At 43.0% G+C, this 16066-nt stretch carries 12 protein-coding genes; 9 read left to right on the top strand and 3 right to left on the bottom strand.

Annotated features, from left to right (window positions below; translation table 11 throughout):
• The first annotated feature begins 799 nt into the window (after nucleotides 1–799).
• From thrS to rnr, 4 genes are all read left to right on the top strand, one after another.
• Complete coding sequence (gene thrS / locus JMX82_RS12060) at nucleotides 800–2734, top strand: threonine--tRNA ligase (RefSeq protein WP_201540712.1); 1935 nt, start codon at nucleotides 800–802, stop codon at nucleotides 2732–2734.
• 23 nt (nucleotides 2735–2757) lie between these two features.
• On the top strand, nucleotides 2758–3261 hold the full coding sequence (gene infC / locus JMX82_RS12055; RefSeq protein ID WP_045447656.1) for a translation initiation factor IF-3: 504 nt from the start codon (nucleotides 2758–2760) through the stop codon (nucleotides 3259–3261).
• Between the two features lie 321 nt (nucleotides 3262–3582).
• On the top strand, nucleotides 3583–4827 hold the full coding sequence (locus tag JMX82_RS12050; protein ID WP_045453830.1) for a toxic anion resistance protein: 1245 nt from the start codon (nucleotides 3583–3585) through the stop codon (nucleotides 4825–4827).
• A 141-nt stretch (nucleotides 4828–4968) separates the two neighbouring features.
• Entirely contained in the window at nucleotides 4969–7263 is a 2295-nt protein-coding gene (gene rnr / locus JMX82_RS12045) for a ribonuclease R (protein WP_201540711.1), read from the top strand.
• Between the two features lie 87 nt (nucleotides 7264–7350).
• On the opposite strand, the gene JMX82_RS12040 is transcribed toward rnr, so the two are convergent.
• The 3 genes from JMX82_RS12040 to hisA all read right to left on the bottom strand — a co-directional run bounded on the left by JMX82_RS12040 (nucleotide 7351) and on the right by hisA (nucleotide 10178).
• Nucleotides 7351–7653, bottom strand: a complete 303-nt coding sequence (locus JMX82_RS12040) for a hypothetical protein (protein ID WP_201540710.1) — start codon at nucleotides 7651–7653, stop codon at nucleotides 7351–7353.
• A gap of 83 nt (nucleotides 7654–7736) precedes the next feature.
• Nucleotides 7737–9377, bottom strand: a complete 1641-nt coding sequence (locus JMX82_RS12035) for a mechanosensitive ion channel family protein (protein WP_201540709.1) — start codon at nucleotides 9375–9377, stop codon at nucleotides 7737–7739.
• 63 nt (nucleotides 9378–9440) lie between these two features.
• A complete protein-coding gene (gene hisA, locus JMX82_RS12030; protein ID WP_201540708.1) occupies nucleotides 9441–10178 on the bottom strand; it encodes a 1-(5-phosphoribosyl)-5-[(5-phosphoribosylamino)methylideneamino]imidazole-4-carboxamide isomerase in 738 nt (245 codons plus the stop codon).
• A gap of 1112 nt (nucleotides 10179–11290) precedes the next feature.
• Here hisA and JMX82_RS12025 point away from each other — a divergent pair.
• From JMX82_RS12025 to nqrE, 5 genes are read left to right on the top strand one after another with little or no spacing between them, the layout of a single operon-like run.
• A complete protein-coding gene (locus JMX82_RS12025; RefSeq protein ID WP_201540707.1) occupies nucleotides 11291–12643 on the top strand; it encodes a Na(+)-translocating NADH-quinone reductase subunit A in 1353 nt (450 codons plus the stop codon).
• A 5-nt stretch (nucleotides 12644–12648) separates the two neighbouring features.
• Complete coding sequence (locus tag JMX82_RS12020) at nucleotides 12649–13884, top strand: NADH:ubiquinone reductase (Na(+)-transporting) subunit B (protein ID WP_055125672.1); 1236 nt, start codon at nucleotides 12649–12651, stop codon at nucleotides 13882–13884.
• Nucleotides 13865–14761 (top strand): Na(+)-translocating NADH-quinone reductase subunit C, encoded by an 897-nt coding sequence (locus tag JMX82_RS12015; protein ID WP_201540706.1) that lies wholly within the window; start codon nucleotides 13865–13867, stop codon nucleotides 14759–14761. The genes JMX82_RS12020 and JMX82_RS12015 overlap by 20 nt, the downstream gene beginning before the upstream one ends.
• 1 nt (nucleotide 14762) lies before the next feature.
• On the top strand, nucleotides 14763–15434 hold the full coding sequence (locus tag JMX82_RS12010) for an NADH:ubiquinone reductase (Na(+)-transporting) subunit D (protein WP_055125671.1): 672 nt from the start codon (nucleotides 14763–14765) through the stop codon (nucleotides 15432–15434).
• A complete protein-coding gene (gene nqrE / locus JMX82_RS12005; protein WP_011281361.1) occupies nucleotides 15434–16042 on the top strand; it encodes an NADH:ubiquinone reductase (Na(+)-transporting) subunit E in 609 nt (202 codons plus the stop codon). The genes JMX82_RS12010 and nqrE overlap by 1 nt, the downstream gene beginning before the upstream one ends.
• The last annotated feature ends 24 nt before the right edge of the window (nucleotides 16043–16066 follow it).

Genomic DNA, 16066 nt, shown 5'->3' with positions numbered 1-16066 from the left:
AATAGTGCTCAATCACTGTCGTCCAGTAACTGATATATAGGGTAATTCTCTTGCTGTTTAGTCTTAAACCCTTGTGGTTCAAGCTATCTAGCGAGCCGACTATCTTATCATAATGATTTGATTTGTCAAGCTTTTTTATGTTTTGTCTTAGCTTGGTAATCTAAGTAATAAGTTGGTTAACTTACTGCTTAGCTTCCTTTGCTGTGGGGCGTATTATATAGATTCTGACAGGGGTGTCAACCGCTTTATCAGAGGTTTTTAGGTTTATTTGAGAAGATTTTTAATAATGCATAGTTTTCAATGGGTTAAGGGTAGTGGTTGTTTAATTCCCTTAAATAATAACTCAGCTTTAAACAGTATCTATCGATATTCATTAATTGTCATCTATCGCGTTGCCATTAAGAACTTACTTTAAACTAAAACTTTGAGGCTCTATACTGACTTTTTGGCATATTTATCTGTTTACTGATAATTGCCTTCGCTGTGTCCTTAGCTAACTATGATTTACCCTTCTTGATATTCGTATAGATAGCATCTATATATAGAAGCCGACCTAATCCCTTACTATCTAGTGTTGATACACAGTTTTTGCTATAATAGCTGACTTTATAATATTGCTTAATGGCATTTCTTATTAGCCTTGATTGTTCAACGGTTGATTGTTTGAAACTTTGCCTTTAAGTGATATCTATCTCTTATAACATATCATAGCAGTTGGATATAATTGACGCAGTCTTGCGGTTATATGATTGATGGTTGCAATCATCACTGCCAACGGACGCAAAAAGGTGAATAGATTATGGTAGCGATTACTTTACCCGATGGTAGCGTAAAAAACTTCGAAGGCAATACAACGGTCATGGAAGTGGCACAAAGCATTGGTGCAGGATTGGCTAAAGCAACGGTCGCCGGGCGTGTAGATGGTCATCTAGTTGATGCGCACGACCCTATTGCTCATGATGCTAAGGTTGAAATCGTGACACCAAAAGATGATGACGGTGTCGATATCATTCGCCATTCTTGTGCTCACCTATTAGGTCATGCCGTTAAGCAGTTATATCCTGATGTAAAAATGGTGATTGGTCCCGTTATCGATGATGGTTTTTATTATGACATCTATAGCGAAACACCATTTACGCCTGAGCATATGGCAGCCATTGAAAAACGCATGATGGAGCTAATCAAGCAAGATTATGACGTTATCAAAAAAATAACGCCACGCGATGAAGTCATTAAAATCTTTGAAGAACGTGGTGAAGACTATAAGCTTAAGCTGATTAATGATATGCCAGGCGAAGAAGCGTTTGGCTTATATCATCATCAAGAATATGTCGATATGTGCCGTGGTCCACACGTGCCGAACACCAAATTTTTAAAAGTATTCAAACTGACCAAAATGTCTGGTGCATATTGGCGCGGTGATGCCAAGAACGAGCAACTGCAACGTATCTATGGTACAGCATGGGCGGATAAAAAAGATTTAAAAGCCTATATTCAGCGTATCGAAGAAGCTGAAAAACGTGACCATCGTAAAATTGGTAAAGCGTTAAATCTATTCCATATGCAAGAGCAAGCGCCAGGTATGGTGTTTTGGCATGCGAATGGTTGGACGATATATCAAGTACTTGAGCAGTATATGCGTAAAGTACAGCACGATAACGGTTATGAAGAAATTAAAACACCGCAAATCGTTGATCGTAGTCTGTGGGAGCGTTCGGGACATTGGGGCAACTATGCTACCAATATGTTCACGACTGCCAGCGAAAATCGTGATTATGCGGTAAAACCAATGAACTGCCCTTGTCACGTGCAAGTCTTTAACCAAGGCTTGAAATCTTACCGTGACTTACCATTACGTATGGCGGAGTTTGGTTCTTGTCATCGAAACGAGCCATCAGGTTCACTACATGGTTTGATGCGCGTTCGTGGCTTTACCCAAGATGATGCTCATATCTTCTGTACACAGTCGCAAATCCAGCAAGAAGTTGCTGACTTTATCAAGCTAACTCTTGCCGTTTATGAAGACTTTGGTTTTGATAATATCATTATGAAACTCTCAACCCGCCCTGAAAAACGGGTTGGTAGTGATGAGTCTTGGGATTTTGCCGAAAAAGCTTTGGCCGATGCCTTAGATAGCTCAGGTCTTGATTGGGCTTATCTGCCAGGTGAAGGCGCATTTTATGGTCCGAAGATTGAATTTAGTTTAAAAGATTCTTTAGGTCGCGTCTGGCAGTGCGGTACGATTCAGGTTGACCCAAACATGCCTGAGCGCCTAGATGCCGAATTCGTCAATGAGCAAAATGAGCGTGAAGTACCTATCATGTTGCACCGTGCCATCCTAGGTTCATTCGAGCGCTTCATCGGTATATTGATTGAAAACTATGCCGGTTGGATGCCTGTTTGGCTAGCGCCGCAGCAAGTGGTGGTGATGAATATCACTGATAAACAGGCAGATGCTTGTGAAAATGTGGTCAGCGAACTCAAAAAGTCAGGTTTGCGAGCTATTAGTGACTTGCGTAACGAAAAGATTGGATTTAAGATACGAGAGAAAACATTAGAACGCGTTCCCTATATGCTAGTATTAGGGGATAAAGAAGTCGAATCGGGCAGTGTCAATGTCCGTACTCGTGAAGGTGAAAACCTTGGCGTGATGAGTGTTCCAGAATTTATTACATTAGTACAGACCGCTGTCAGCGACAAAGGCCGACAGACCCCAAAAACAGATGAGGAGTAATACCTATTAAACAGTCAAACCGTTTGAACATCAACGAAGATATCACAGCCAAAGAAGTCCGTCTCGTTAAAGAAGACGGCGAACAGATGGGCGTGGTCGATATCGAAACCGCGATGAAAGCGGCACGTGAAGACAGTCTAGATTTGGTCGAATTGGTTCCTGAAGCCAAACCGCCAGTATGCAAAATCATGGATTATAAGCATTTCCTCTATGATCAAAAGCAAAAGGCGAAAGAAGCTAAAAAGAACCAAAAGCAAACTCAGCTAAAAGAGATGAAGCTGCGTCCTAGTACTGAAGAAGCTGATTATCAGGTTAAACTGAAAAAAATCGTCAGCTTTTTGGAAGACCAAGACAAAGTTAAAATCAGTATTCGCTTTCGTGGCCGTGAAATGGCGCACCAAGAGATTGGTCGCAAGCAGCTAGATCGTATTATCGAAGATACTGCTGAGATTGCTAACGTTGAGCAATATCCTAAGATGGAAGGTCGTCAGATGGGTATGCTGCTTGGGCCAACTAAGAAAAAGTAATCTGTTTATTAGATGGCTGTTAGTCAATATAGATATGTATAACCTTAACCATCAATATACTGCGGGATATTGATGGTTTTTTATTGTGTACATAGATACATATCTCTTTTAAATATGTTTAGTCAGATATAATTGGCTGACTCTATTTTACAAAACCTACCTTCTCAACCATTTGATTACGCGGTAATCTAAAGGTCTATTTTATATTTGCTAATCAGCATTTATTAAAAATTTCTAGTAAGTGTATAAAAATAACGTATATCACGGCCATCAGAGTCGTTGACAAAAACACTACTTTTATCCAATATTGAAGGAAATTTCATGCAAGAATTGACCCCACCAGAAAACGCAACGACGCCAAGTATTTCTCTAACCGCGCCTGAACCTGTGAGAGAAATACAAAAAAGCGAAGCAGATCAAATGGTCAAATTGGATGACAGCCAAATCCCCGAGCTTGATGCCAAGGTCGATGCCTTTGTTGATCATGTGATTAATAATTCTGTGCACAGCGCTGAATTTCAGCAAAATGTGCAATCGATTCATAATCTCGGTACTAAAGAGATTCGTGAATCAGCCCAAGTGTCTAATCGTATGCTCGATTTACCCGCCAAAAGCCTCAATGACAGCTTGTTTGATAATTCCCCTATCGCCAAGTCATTGACTGAGTTGCGCGGCATCGTCGAAGATTTAGATCCCAGTAAAAAAGAGCTGACCAGCTCGCGTAAGTTATTCGGTCTCATCCCATTTGGCAATAAAGTACAGGATTACTTCCGTCAATACGAATCTGCACAGTCGCATATTAATGCGGTGGTTACCAGTCTATATAATGGTAAGGATGAGCTGCTCAAAGACAATGCGATGATTGAGCAAGAAAAAGTCAATATGTGGGAGCTGATGCAATCCATACGCCAATACGTTTATGTCGGCAAAAAGATTGATGAGCAGTTAGAACAAAAGGTTTATGCGATAGAAGCGACCGACCCAGAAAAAGCACGCATTATTAAAGAAGAGATGTTGTTTTATGTGCGTCAAAAAAACACCGACTTTTTAACTCAGTTAGCCGTGAACGTGCAAGGCTATTTAGCGCTCGATACCATTCGCCGCAATAACTTAGAATTGATAAAAGGCGTTGATCGAGCCACCACAACCACCGTATCTGCACTACGGACAGCGGTCGTGGTTGCACAAGCAATGACCAATCAAAAACTGGTACTTGATCAAATTACTGCTTTAAATAAAACCACCAGTAGCTTGATTGAATCGACCTCAGCGATGCTAAAACGCCAGTCAGGTGAAATCCATGAGCAAGCAACCAGTAGCAGCATTGAGCTTGATAAATTACAAAACGCTTTCAATAACGTCTATGATACGATGGATATGATTAGCAATTATAAAATTGAAGCGCTAGAGAACATGAAACAGACGGTCAATACTTTGACCACTGAAGTCGATAAGGCTCAGAAATACTTGGATAAGTCTAATCAAACAACAGTATTAGAAGTGTCGAAAGAGATAGACAGTAAAAAGATAACAAATAGATCAAGTACAGTCGATATCGACATTTGATTTGTTTTAATAGTTGTTGCCTATTAAAGGTGGCCACTTCCTGCTACCAAATACACTTAAGACAATTGACGCAAGATATTGCAACGTCGTTCGTGTTAAGATAGCCATTATTAATAATTTTAAAAATAGATACGGTAATTTATGAGTTGGAACGATCCAAACGCCTCAAGTGAGGCAAAAAGATATGACAATCCTATCCCTAGTCGCGAACTGATACTCAGTACGATTAATGAGCATGGTGAAGTCACGCATCAACAATTGGCAAAAGCCTTTAATATTGATGACCCAGACCAGTTTGACGCTTTAGGCAATCGCCTAAAAGCGATGGCACGTGATGGACAAGTAAACCGCGACGGTCGTCCTTATCGCTATCGCACGGTGACCAAACAAGATGTCGTCAGGGGTACAGTGTCTGCACATCCTAAAGGCTTTGGCTTTGTATTATTAAGCGATATGCCAGATTTATTTTTGCATGAAAAGCAAATGCGCTGGGTTTTCAACGGTGACACCGTAGATGCAGTCGGTACATCGACAGACAATCGTGGGCGCACAGAAGGACGTATCGTTGATGTCGTTGAACGTCGCCAAAATAACTTCATTGGTACATTAGCGCGTGATGAAGATGGCTACTGTGTCGAGCTTGGTAGTCCAAATAATCACCAGCCCATTACCGTTACTGAAGAAAATGTACAAGCGATGAATGCCAAGCAAGGCTCTCCTGTTAAGGTTGATGTTATTGATTGGCCAAATCAGCATGAATTTGCGACGGGTAAAATCACTGAAGTACTGTCTGACGACAATGATCGCGAACTGATTATTGAGACCACCTTACTCAATTATGACATCCCATCAGATTTTAGCGAAGCAGCACTGAAGCAAGCCAACGATTATCAAGAGCCGACTGAAAAAGATTTAAAAGGTCGTAAAGATTTGCGTGATTTGCCGTTGGTGACTATCGATGGTGAAGATGCACGTGATTTTGATGATGCCGTATTTGCCGAAAAACGCTCTGGTGGCAACTATCGTGTCTTAGTTGCGATTGCTGATGTCAGTTATTACGTCACACCAAACTCGCCACTTGATAAAGATGCCTACGAGCGCGGTACGTCCGTATATTTCCCGCATCGTGTGATTCCAATGTTGCCTGAAGTACTCTCTAATGGTCTGTGTTCATTGAATCCTGACCGTGACCGTCTTTGTATGGTCGCCGATATCAAAATATCGCGGGCAGGCAAAGTGACTGGTTATGAGTTCTATCCTGCTGTCATGCACTCACAAGCACGTTTAACCTATAATCAAGTGAACGCTTATCTTGAGAATCCAGAAGATAAGAGCGTACCTACCTCACTCACGGGTAATAAAGACGTCAAAAAATCTGTCGATACCTTACATCAATTGTATGAGCTACTGCTTAAAAAGCGTGAAGAGCGTCATGCAATGGAGTTTGAAACAGTTGAGACCTACATTAAGTTCAATGAGAAAGGTGGTATCGAAGCAATCCTACCGCGTACTCGCGGTGATGCTCAAAAACTCATTGAAGAATGTATGCTGCTGGCCAATACTTGTGCAGCGAACTTTGCACTCAAGCATGAGCTTCCTGTCTTATATCGTAACCATGACAAACCTGATGGCGAAAAATCAATGCGTATTCACGAATACGCAAAGAACTTTGGTTTAAGCTTCCCAGAAGAAAATCCAACGCAAGCCGATTATCAGCGTATTATTGAAGCCACCAAAGACAGACCCGATGCGATTAGTATCCACAGCATGCTGTTGCGCTCAATGATGCAAGCAAACTATGCACCTGACAATATCGGTCACTTTGGGCTAGCTTATGACGAATATAGCCACTTCACCTCGCCGATTCGTCGTTACCCTGATTTAATGCTGCATCGTGCCATCAAAGCAAAAGTGACCAATACCCAGCAGCCAGTGATGGACTTTTCTCTCGAAGCTGCTGGCACGCAAACCTCAGATACCGAGCGCCGTGCCGAAAAAGCCTCGCGCTATGTAGAGTCTTGGCTCAAGTGTCACTATATGAAAGATCATGTTGGTGAAGAGTTCGAAGGTGTGGTCACCACAGTTACAAGCTTCGGTTTGTTTGTCACGCTGACTGACTTATATATCGATGGTTTGGTTCACATCTCTAATGTCGGTGATGACTTCTTTGTTTACGATGAGCAGCAACAACAGCTGATTGGTAAAGACAAAGGGACATTGTTCGGACTGGGCGATCGCGTTAAAGTGAAAGTTGCTGGCGTCAATATGGATCTGCTACAAATTGACTTTGATTTAAAAGCTAAATTGCAATCTAGTGAAATGAATCAAACGAAGAGCGCGCCTTCTAAAAAAAGTACTGATAAGAAAAGTACTGATAGAAGAAGCACCGCTAAAAAGACTGGCAGCCGTAGTAAAGGCGCAAGTAAGAAAAGCTAGTGTTAGCAAACGCTTCGAATAATAAAAAGGCCAACGTCATCGTTGGCCTTTTTTGTGCGTGGTATTTTATAACGACTACTTAAATCATTATTGCGCATTACTCATCTGGTCTAGACGTTCCTTGTCTGCTTCCTGAGCCTGATCTATTTTCGCGGTAGCATTATCGAGAATGGCTTTAGGCTGTTTGCCAAGTGGCTGGCTTGCGACATCTGCTGAGCCACTTTCTACATCATCCGTATTTGGTAACGCTGTATCGGGAGATTGCTCAGATCCTGCGTCACTTATGACTATCTCTCTATTTTTATCACGTTGATTGCCATTAATGAGGTTGAAACCTAGTAACGCAACCATGCCCACTAGGGCGAATATAATCAAGTGTTTCATTTGCATAAAAAATGTCTCGTATTTGAATGATAATCAGATATACGTTTCGTTGCATTTTTTATGCCTAGTTTTTGGCAGGTTTTTGCAAATTATTCTTGCGGGCTATTATTATTCAGTAAATCAGTCTCGTCAGAGCTTTCTGCAATTTCCTGTTCAACTTTTTCCATGAGTTTGTCGTCAGGACGGGCGTTAAGCACCTCATCAGCATTGCGACCTTGTAAAATCAATTTGGCACGAGCCTTTGCTTGTTTTTTGTCCTTATCATCAACGCTATTATCTTCATTCTGGTTTTTATCGGTCACTTTGGGCGTGATTGGCGTAATTGTCATATTAGTATTAGCACTGCTGGCGTTACTGTCCTGCATATGCTCAAACGCTTTTTCTAAGTTACTATTAAAACGCAAACGATAAATCGGTTCAGGCAAGCTGAAGCCTTCATTTTCTAACGCATGCTTGGTCTCACGAATGGCAATACTGCGTGCTTTTGAGAAATCCGTATCTGATTGATCCACCCAAATTTGAAATTCTAAAATGATATTAGAGTCGCCAACATTGGTAATGACAGCCACTGCTTTTGGCTCATCTAAAACGAATGCTAACGTATGTATCGCATCCAGTCCGACTTTGATAGCCGCTAATGGATCATCATTGGCATCAACGCCTAACTCAAAGGTAAATCGACGTTCTGGATTTTTGGTGTAATTTAAAATCGTTGCTTTAAACACTTCAGCATTGGGAATGCGCAACTGGTTGCCATCTAAAGTCATCAGAATAGTCGCACGTGAGGTTAGCCGTACTACAATCCCCTCTTGATTATTAATCAAAATATGATCACGTGCGCGAAATGGTTGGCGAATACTGAGCATGAGCGAGGCAATGTAATTCTCAATAGTGTCTTTGACCGCAAAACCAACGGCAATACCGATAACGCCTGCACCGCCAAGCAAAGTGCCTAAGATGGTTTCGGCGCCTATCAAACTCAGTGCAAGAATCAAACCGAAAATAATAAAAATGACTTTAACGGTTTGTGACAGCAATTCGGCGACAAACGGATTGGGCGTGAGCCGTTGCCACATTTTTTTGCGATTAGACAGCCAACTACCAAACCATGTCACCAATGCAAATAGGACAATGCCGACCAATAGGAGCGGCAAGGCTTTGACCAGATTTTTGGCTTGTGCTTTAAGACCTTGATAAACGGTAGTGACATTGTCTTGAACATCAAGGGTGCGATCAATCCGATCTTCGACGGTGACCACATCTGTCAGACGGTTGGTCAAATTGATGGCTTGTTGCGCTTTTTTCTCGTTCGGCGTCTCTCCGGTTAAGGTGACAACACCTTGCGTAACGCTGACATTGACAGCCTGCAGACCTTCTATTTCAGAAAAAATACCCTGAATACGTTGACGAATGTCATTGTCTTTCTGCGGAGTAGGAGTGGTTTCGATTTGCGCATTATTGGTGCTCTCACCACTGATTATGGGCGGTGGTGCTGGTTCAGGTATGACCACTGGAGATGCTGAAGCTTCCTCTTCTGATGTCGCATCAAGTAAAGGTTTGTCAGCTGCCGGATTTTCTGCTGTATCTATCCCCAATGCAGTGGTGATACCCGTCACCTCTTCACCATCCGCATACACTGGAAAGGCAAAAAGGATGCTTAGTAACAACAGCATTTGACCGCACGCTTTTATAAAATCGCGCATCGTTGAGCGGTCAAAGTCAGTGTTCATAAGCATCCTTTGCTTTTTATAGATTTTCGTACTCATCTTTCTTTATTAAATGTTCAATAATCATTAACTGTCTAAATAAACTTGTGCCTCGCCCAAGTTTAACGTGCCTTCATAGATTGCGCGACCAGTAATGATACCTTCAATACAATCGCCATAAGGTTTCAGCAGTTCGATATCTTTCATATTGGTCACGCCGCCTGAGGCAATCACAGGCAAGCCGCCTTCACGTGCTAAATTGACAGTTTGTTCAACGTTGACGCCTTGCATCATGCCATCGCGGTTGATATCGGTGTAGACAATCGACGATACGCCGACATCTGCAAAGCGCTTCGCAAGCTCAGTCGCCTTGGTATCGGTCACATTTGCCCAACCATGGGTTGCTACCATGCCGTCTTTTGCATCGATGCCTACAATGATATGACCCGGAAATTCGCGGCAAGCCTCAGTCACAAAGCTAGGATCTTCGACCGCTTTTGTACCAATGATGATATAAGTCAAACCAGCCGTAATATATTGCTCAATGGTGTTCATATTGCGCACACCGCCGCCCAACTGAATAGGCAGATTCGGATACGCTTTGGTAATGTCATTCACCACTTGTCTATGAACGGGTACGCCGTCAAATGCCCCATTCAAATCAACCAAATGCAGTCGACGTGCACCTTCCTCTACCCAGCGTGCTGCCATGGCCACTGGATCATTAGAAAAAACCGTATCATCCTCCATACGGCCTTGTTTTAAGCGGACACATTTACCATCTTTTAAATCAATAGCCGGGATAATGACAGGCACAGCACACATATAGCATTCCTTATAAAGCACAACAATAAATATATTTAGAAAAGTAAATTCAAAATCAGGGTGTATTGAACGTTCAATACCCTCTAAACACGCATAAAAAAATCAGTCAAAAATGACTTAATATATAGACGAGTCAAAAGCTATCCATGATAGACCCAAAAGCTGCTTCGATAGATAGAAGTGACCATAAAAAAACTGTCAATCATAACCATAAGTTTTAATACATTGAATCACTGGCAACATTAGATAAATTCAATTACTGACTGGCAATTTTAGGTCAATTTAGCGTATAATCCTAGGTAAATTTTTATTTGTTTCTATGTGATAGTAACCATGCGCTGCGCTTTTTATTAAGTCATTTATGGCTTAGTGTCGCATAGCGGTCAGGATGAGTCGAGCAGCAGCTAAGTGCATCTTTTTGATGTTGGCTGACATATTGCTAAGAAGGGTTATATTAGAAATTTCAACTGGTGGCCTCTAAACAGTCTACTCTACAGCACTAAACTCTAATGACGCTTCTTTCTTTTTTATAGTCTCTATCGTCTCTCTATCACTAGCTAACTATTTTAGAACAGTCATTACTAGCTGTATAGCCGCTTATTGATGTGAGTGAAATCTACTTAATAATGGCTTCGCTAGTTTGTCTATCAACCAGTTTATCATCTATTTCGATAGATCATCTTTTGGCTGCATTCTTATCTAATTGCGTATCTATTAACAAGATACCAAACCAATAAGGGTAGTCAATTGCGCTGGTGTTACAAGCTTTAATTTTCAATGAAACGTATGATAGAGCTATTTTCTACACAATCATTTTCGCTAAAGGCTTGAACGATTGCGTTTGATTTGATGGTTTTAACATACACCTTGGTAGCCAGTCGCCACTTTGGTCATTCGAATAAGACATTAACGTGTTGTTAAGGAGTCTAAGGTCAGCGTTAATACTCTTACTAGTAGTTATGATCATGCGTTATTTTCAGAGATCCTTTGTCACTATCCTACTATAGGAAGAGAGACGTGGGGGCTTTATTGAATGACGCAGATGTTCATGCTACCGATATACCAAACAGGACGTCTGGTATCGTTTTAGACTATGGACTAAGTTTTCGCTTATGATTACCATCAAAAAAGGTTTGGATTTGCCCATCACCGGTGAATCATCCCGCGAGATATCTGAGCACCAACCGACACATGTCGCCGTTATTGGCTATGATTATGTGGGCATGAAGCCTACGATGAATGTCAAAGAAGGTGATATCGTAGCAAAGGGTCAGCCCGTTTTTGAAGACAAAAAACGAGTTGGCGTTATCTATACTGCCCCTGCTGCTGGTAAAGTCGTCGCGATTAAACGCGGTGAACGTCGTGTGTTTGAGAGCCTTGTGATTGCGGTCGACCCAAACGGTGAAGAAGTAGACTTCGAGCGCTATGACTCCCAGCAACTTGCTGACCTAGACGCTGAAGTTGTTGAAACCCAACTGCTTGCCTCTGGCGAATGGACCGCGTTTCGCACGCGCCCTTATAGCCGTGCGCCAGAAATCGGTGCCCATCCTCATGCTATTTTTGTCACCGCTATGGATACCAATCCATTAGCATTTGACCCAATGCTGCTGATTAACGATCAGTTGCAAGCGTTCAATGACGGACTTGCTGTCTTATCGACACTCAGCCCCAAGACCTTTGTTTGCCATCATGGTGATGCCCAGTTGACGCCAGTTGCCAAAACGGCGGCTAATAATGTCACTGAGTATCATAGCTTTGCTGGTAAGCATCCTGCTGGTCTGGCTGGCACGCACATTCACTTTTTGCATCCAATCATGCGCGGCGTGACCGTATGGACGATTGGCTATCAAGACGTGATTGCGATTGGTAAGCTATTCACCAGCGGTCGCTTATATACGCGCCGTATCATTAGTTTGGCAGGTCCTGCGGTCACCAAGCCACGTTTGGTGGCTACTGAGCGCGGTGCTGATATCGCTGCTCTGACCAAAGGACAGCTGGCGGCTGGCGAGAACCGTATTATTTCTGGTTCGGTGTTGTCAGGTCGCAAAGTGTTTGGCAATACGGCTTATCTTGGTCGTTTTCATAACCAAATCAGTGTGCTGCTTGAAGGGCGTGAACGTCCAGCGTTCCATTTCCTAAGTGTCGGCACCAACCGCTTCTCTAAGCTGCCTATTTATATTTCTAAGTTTTTTGGTAATAAGAAATATAACTTTACGACCACGAGTAATGGTTCACCGCGAGCGATGGTACCTATCGGGGTTTATGAAGAGGTCATGCCGCAAGATTATCTGCCGACACAGTTACTACGTGCATTAATTGTTGAAGACATGATTAGCGCCGTAGATTTGGGCGTGCTCGAATTGGACGAAGAAGATTTAGCATTATGCACCTTCGTATCTCCTGGCAAATATGAATTCGGTGATATTTTGCGTGATAACTTGACGCGCATTGAGCTGGAGGGCTAACCACGATGAAATTTTTACACAATATGTTCGATCGTATGGAGCCGTCTTTCACCAAGGGTGGCAAACACGAAAAATACTACGCTATCTTTGAGATGTTTGATACGTTTTTGCGTCAACCAAGCTCAACCACATACTCAGCATCACACGTACGCGACGGTATCGACCTAAAGCGTATTATGATTACCGTATGGTTATGTACTTTCCCAGCCATGTTTTGGGGTATGTACAACATCGGTCATCAAGCACTAACGGCGATTGCAACCCTTGGTTTGCAGCCTGAAGGCTGGCGTACCGTTATCACCAGTATGGCAGGCTATAACCCAGACAGTATCTGGGCAAGCTTCGTTTACGGGGCGATGCAATTTTTACCGATTTATATCGTCACCTTTGCGGTCGGTATTCTCTGTGAGATTATCTTTGCTGTAGTGCGCGGCCATGAAGTCAACGAAGGTTTCTTTGTGACCTCAGTGCTGTTTGCGCTTTGTTTACCACCAGATATCCCTTTATGGCAAGTTGCCCTCGGTATTATCTTTGGTGTCGTAGTCGCAAAAGAAGTGTTCGGTGGTACGGGTAAAAACTTCCTGAACCCTGCCCTATCGGGTCGCGCATTCTTATACTTTGCTTACCCTGCTTATATGTCTGGTGACTCAGTATGGACGGCGGTCGATGGTTTCTCTGGTGCGACGCCACTTGGTCTTGCCGCGTTAGGCGTAGTTCCTCAGGACTTCGTCGACGTCTATGGTAATGCGATTACTTGGGGTGATGCGTTCTTAGGTAATATGCAAGGCAGTATCGGTGAAGTATCAACATTGGCTATCTTAATGGGTGCCGTCGTTCTACTTTGGACGCGTATTGCTTCATGGCGTATTATGGCAGGTTGTGTAGTAGGTCTGATTGCTACTTCTCTTGTCTTTAATATGATTGGTTCTGAAGACAATATGATGATGAACCTGCCGTTTTATTGGCATTTAGTGATCGGGGGCTTCGCCTTTGGTGCCGTATTTATGGCAACCGATCCTGTATCAGCTGCGCATACCAATAAAGGCCGCTGGGCTTATGGTATCTTGATTGGTTTTATGACGGTATTGATTCGCGTCGTGAACCCAGCTTTCCCAGAAGGCATCATGCTGGCCATTTTATTCGCCAACTTATTTGCTCCATTGTTTGATTACTTTGTGACCCAAGCAAACATCAAACGCCAAACAGCTCGGAGGGTTCGTTATGTCCAAGCCCAAAAGTAATAATGCGAAAACCATCAGTGTGGCATTGACGCTATGCTTGGTGTGTTCCGTCTTAGTTTCAGCAGTAGCGGTTGGTCTAAAACCTGCTCAAATTGAAAACGCACGCTTAGACCGTAACAAAAACATCTTGGTCGCCGCTGGCATGTACGATGCCGAGTCTGATACAGCAGATGATGTTGCTGAACGTTTTAAAGATTTCGATGTCGAAATTATTGACTTAAGTAAAGGCAGCTACGTTGATGATGAAGCGCTAAAAGCCGCTGGCATCCCTGATCGTAATGCTTATGACGCAAGCCAAGCGACTAAGAATAAAGCACTGAGTGAAGATTTAGGCAACAATGACCCTGCTGGTATTGGTCGTAAACCCAAATATGCCAAAGTCTATGTTAAAAAAGATGACGCAGGCAAACCTGAAATGGTTGTTTTGCCGATTCAAGGCTATGGACTATGGGGCACTATCTATGGTTTCTTAACCCTTGAAAGCGATATGAATACCATTAAAGGCATCAGCTTTTATGAGCATAAAGAAACCCCAGGTCTGGGTGCTCGTATCGAAGAGCCAGAGTGGCGTGCGAAGTGGAGCGGTATCCACTCATATGACGAAAATGGTAATGTTGCCACTGGTGTGACCAAAGCGGGTACACCAAAAGAGAACTGGGTCGATGGTATCAGTGGTGCAACCTTGACCGGTCGCGGTGTTAGTAACATGATTCAGTTTTGGTTGGGTGAGCAAGGTTATAAGCCTTATTTAGATACGCTACGTAAAGAGAGTGGTCAAGCGATTGATAATGCGGCAGCTACGCAATCAACGCTGAGCGCTCAACCTGAAACCGAACTGGCAGCCAAACGACCAGTAGCAAACGGCAAGGAGGCATAACATGGCTGACACTAAAAGTATTTTAACCTCGCCTATTTTTGATAATAACCCCATTGCCCTACAGATCCTCGGTATCTGTTCGGCACTGGCTGTCACCACAAGCATGGCCAATGCCATGGTAATGTGTGTGGCGTTGACCTTAGTCACGGCGTTTTCAAGCTTCTTTATCTCGATCATTCGTAAGCAAATCCCTTCAAGCATTCGTATTATCGTACAGATGACTATTATTGCTTCCTTGGTTATCTTGGTCGATCAGGTGCTAAAAGCCGTTGCTTATGATGTGAGTAAAGGCTTGTCGGTCTTCGTTGGTTTGATTATCACCAACTGTATCGTGATGGGTCGTGCCGAAGCATTTGCCATGAGCAATCCACCAGTGCCAAGCTTTTTAGATGGTATTGGTAATGGTCTTGGCTATTCTGCGGTTTTGCTGTTTGTCGCGACTATCCGTGAGCTACTTGGCTCAGGTACGTGGTTTGGTATCACCATCCTACAGCCTGTCACTGATGGCGGTTGGTATATTCCGAACGGTCTATTACTGTTGCCACCGTCAGCATTCTTTATTATTGGTTTGTTCATTGCCATTATCCGTATCTGGAAACCTGAGCAGGTTGAAGATGCTGAATTTGTAATGAAGCCGCAGTCTAAAGGCATGGCACATGGAGGCGGTCACTAATGGGACATTATGTTAGTTTATTTATAACCTCAGTCTTTATTGAGAATATGGCGCTGGCCTATTTTTTAGGTATGTGTACTTTCTTGGCAGTATCAAAGAAGGTTTCAACCGCTATCGGTCTGGGTGTTGCCGTGGTCGTCGTGATGGCGATTACCGTACCGCTAAACAACTTACTCTTTCAGTTCATTCTAAAAGATGGTGCGCTGGCATGGGCAGGTTTCCCTGATATCGACTTAAGCTTTTTGGGCTTGCTCAGTTATATCGGCTTGATTGCTGCGACCGTACAGATTCTAGAGATGTTCCTCGATAAGTTCGTCCCTAGTCTGTATAACGCCCTTGGGGTGTTTTTGCCACTTATCACTGTAAACTGTGCCATCTTAGGTGGTGTACTGTTTATGGTTGAGCGTGACTATAATTTCGGCGAATCTGTCGTGTATGGTGTGGGCGCAGGCTTCGGTTGGGCATTGGCGATTACCGCATTGGCCGGTATCCGTGAAAAGTTAAAATACTCAGACATTCCAGCACCGCTGCGTGGTCTTGGTATTACTTTTATCACAGTTGGTCTGATGTCACTTGGCTTTATGTCTTTCGGCGGTATGTCAATTTAGACCGCTAAGCTTAACAGCCTATTT

Origin of the sequence: Psychrobacter sp. 1044 (assembly GCF_904846525.1) — a bacterium.
Taxonomy (GTDB): Bacteria; Pseudomonadota; Gammaproteobacteria; order Pseudomonadales; family Moraxellaceae; genus Psychrobacter.
Note: the sequence above shows the minus strand (reverse complement) of the source record. Positions and strands in the feature narration are given on the sequence as shown.

Coding starts and splice junctions, on each gene's coding strand:
- thrS (WP_201540712.1), top strand. CDS start 800: ATGGTAGCGATTACTTTACCCGATGGTAGCGTAAAAAACTTCGAAGGC.
- JMX82_RS12050 (WP_045453830.1), top strand. CDS start 3,583: ATGCAAGAATTGACCCCACCAGAAAACGCAACGACGCCAAGTATTTCT.
- rnr (WP_201540711.1), top strand. CDS start 4,969: ATGAGTTGGAACGATCCAAACGCCTCAAGTGAGGCAAAAAGATATGAC.
- JMX82_RS12040 (WP_201540710.1), bottom strand. CDS start 7,653: ATGCAAATGAAACACTTGATTATATTCGCCCTAGTGGGCATGGTTGCG.
- JMX82_RS12035 (WP_201540709.1), bottom strand. CDS start 9,377: ATGAACACTGACTTTGACCGCTCAACGATGCGCGATTTTATAAAAGCG.
- hisA (WP_201540708.1), bottom strand. CDS start 10,178: ATGTGTGCTGTGCCTGTCATTATCCCGGCTATTGATTTAAAAGATGGT.
- JMX82_RS12025 (WP_201540707.1), top strand. CDS start 11,291: ATGATTACCATCAAAAAAGGTTTGGATTTGCCCATCACCGGTGAATCA.
- JMX82_RS12020 (WP_055125672.1), top strand. CDS start 12,649: ATGAAATTTTTACACAATATGTTCGATCGTATGGAGCCGTCTTTCACC.
- JMX82_RS12015 (WP_201540706.1), top strand. CDS start 13,865: ATGTCCAAGCCCAAAAGTAATAATGCGAAAACCATCAGTGTGGCATTG.
- JMX82_RS12010 (WP_055125671.1), top strand. CDS start 14,763: ATGGCTGACACTAAAAGTATTTTAACCTCGCCTATTTTTGATAATAAC.
- nqrE (WP_011281361.1), top strand. CDS start 15,434: ATGGGACATTATGTTAGTTTATTTATAACCTCAGTCTTTATTGAGAAT.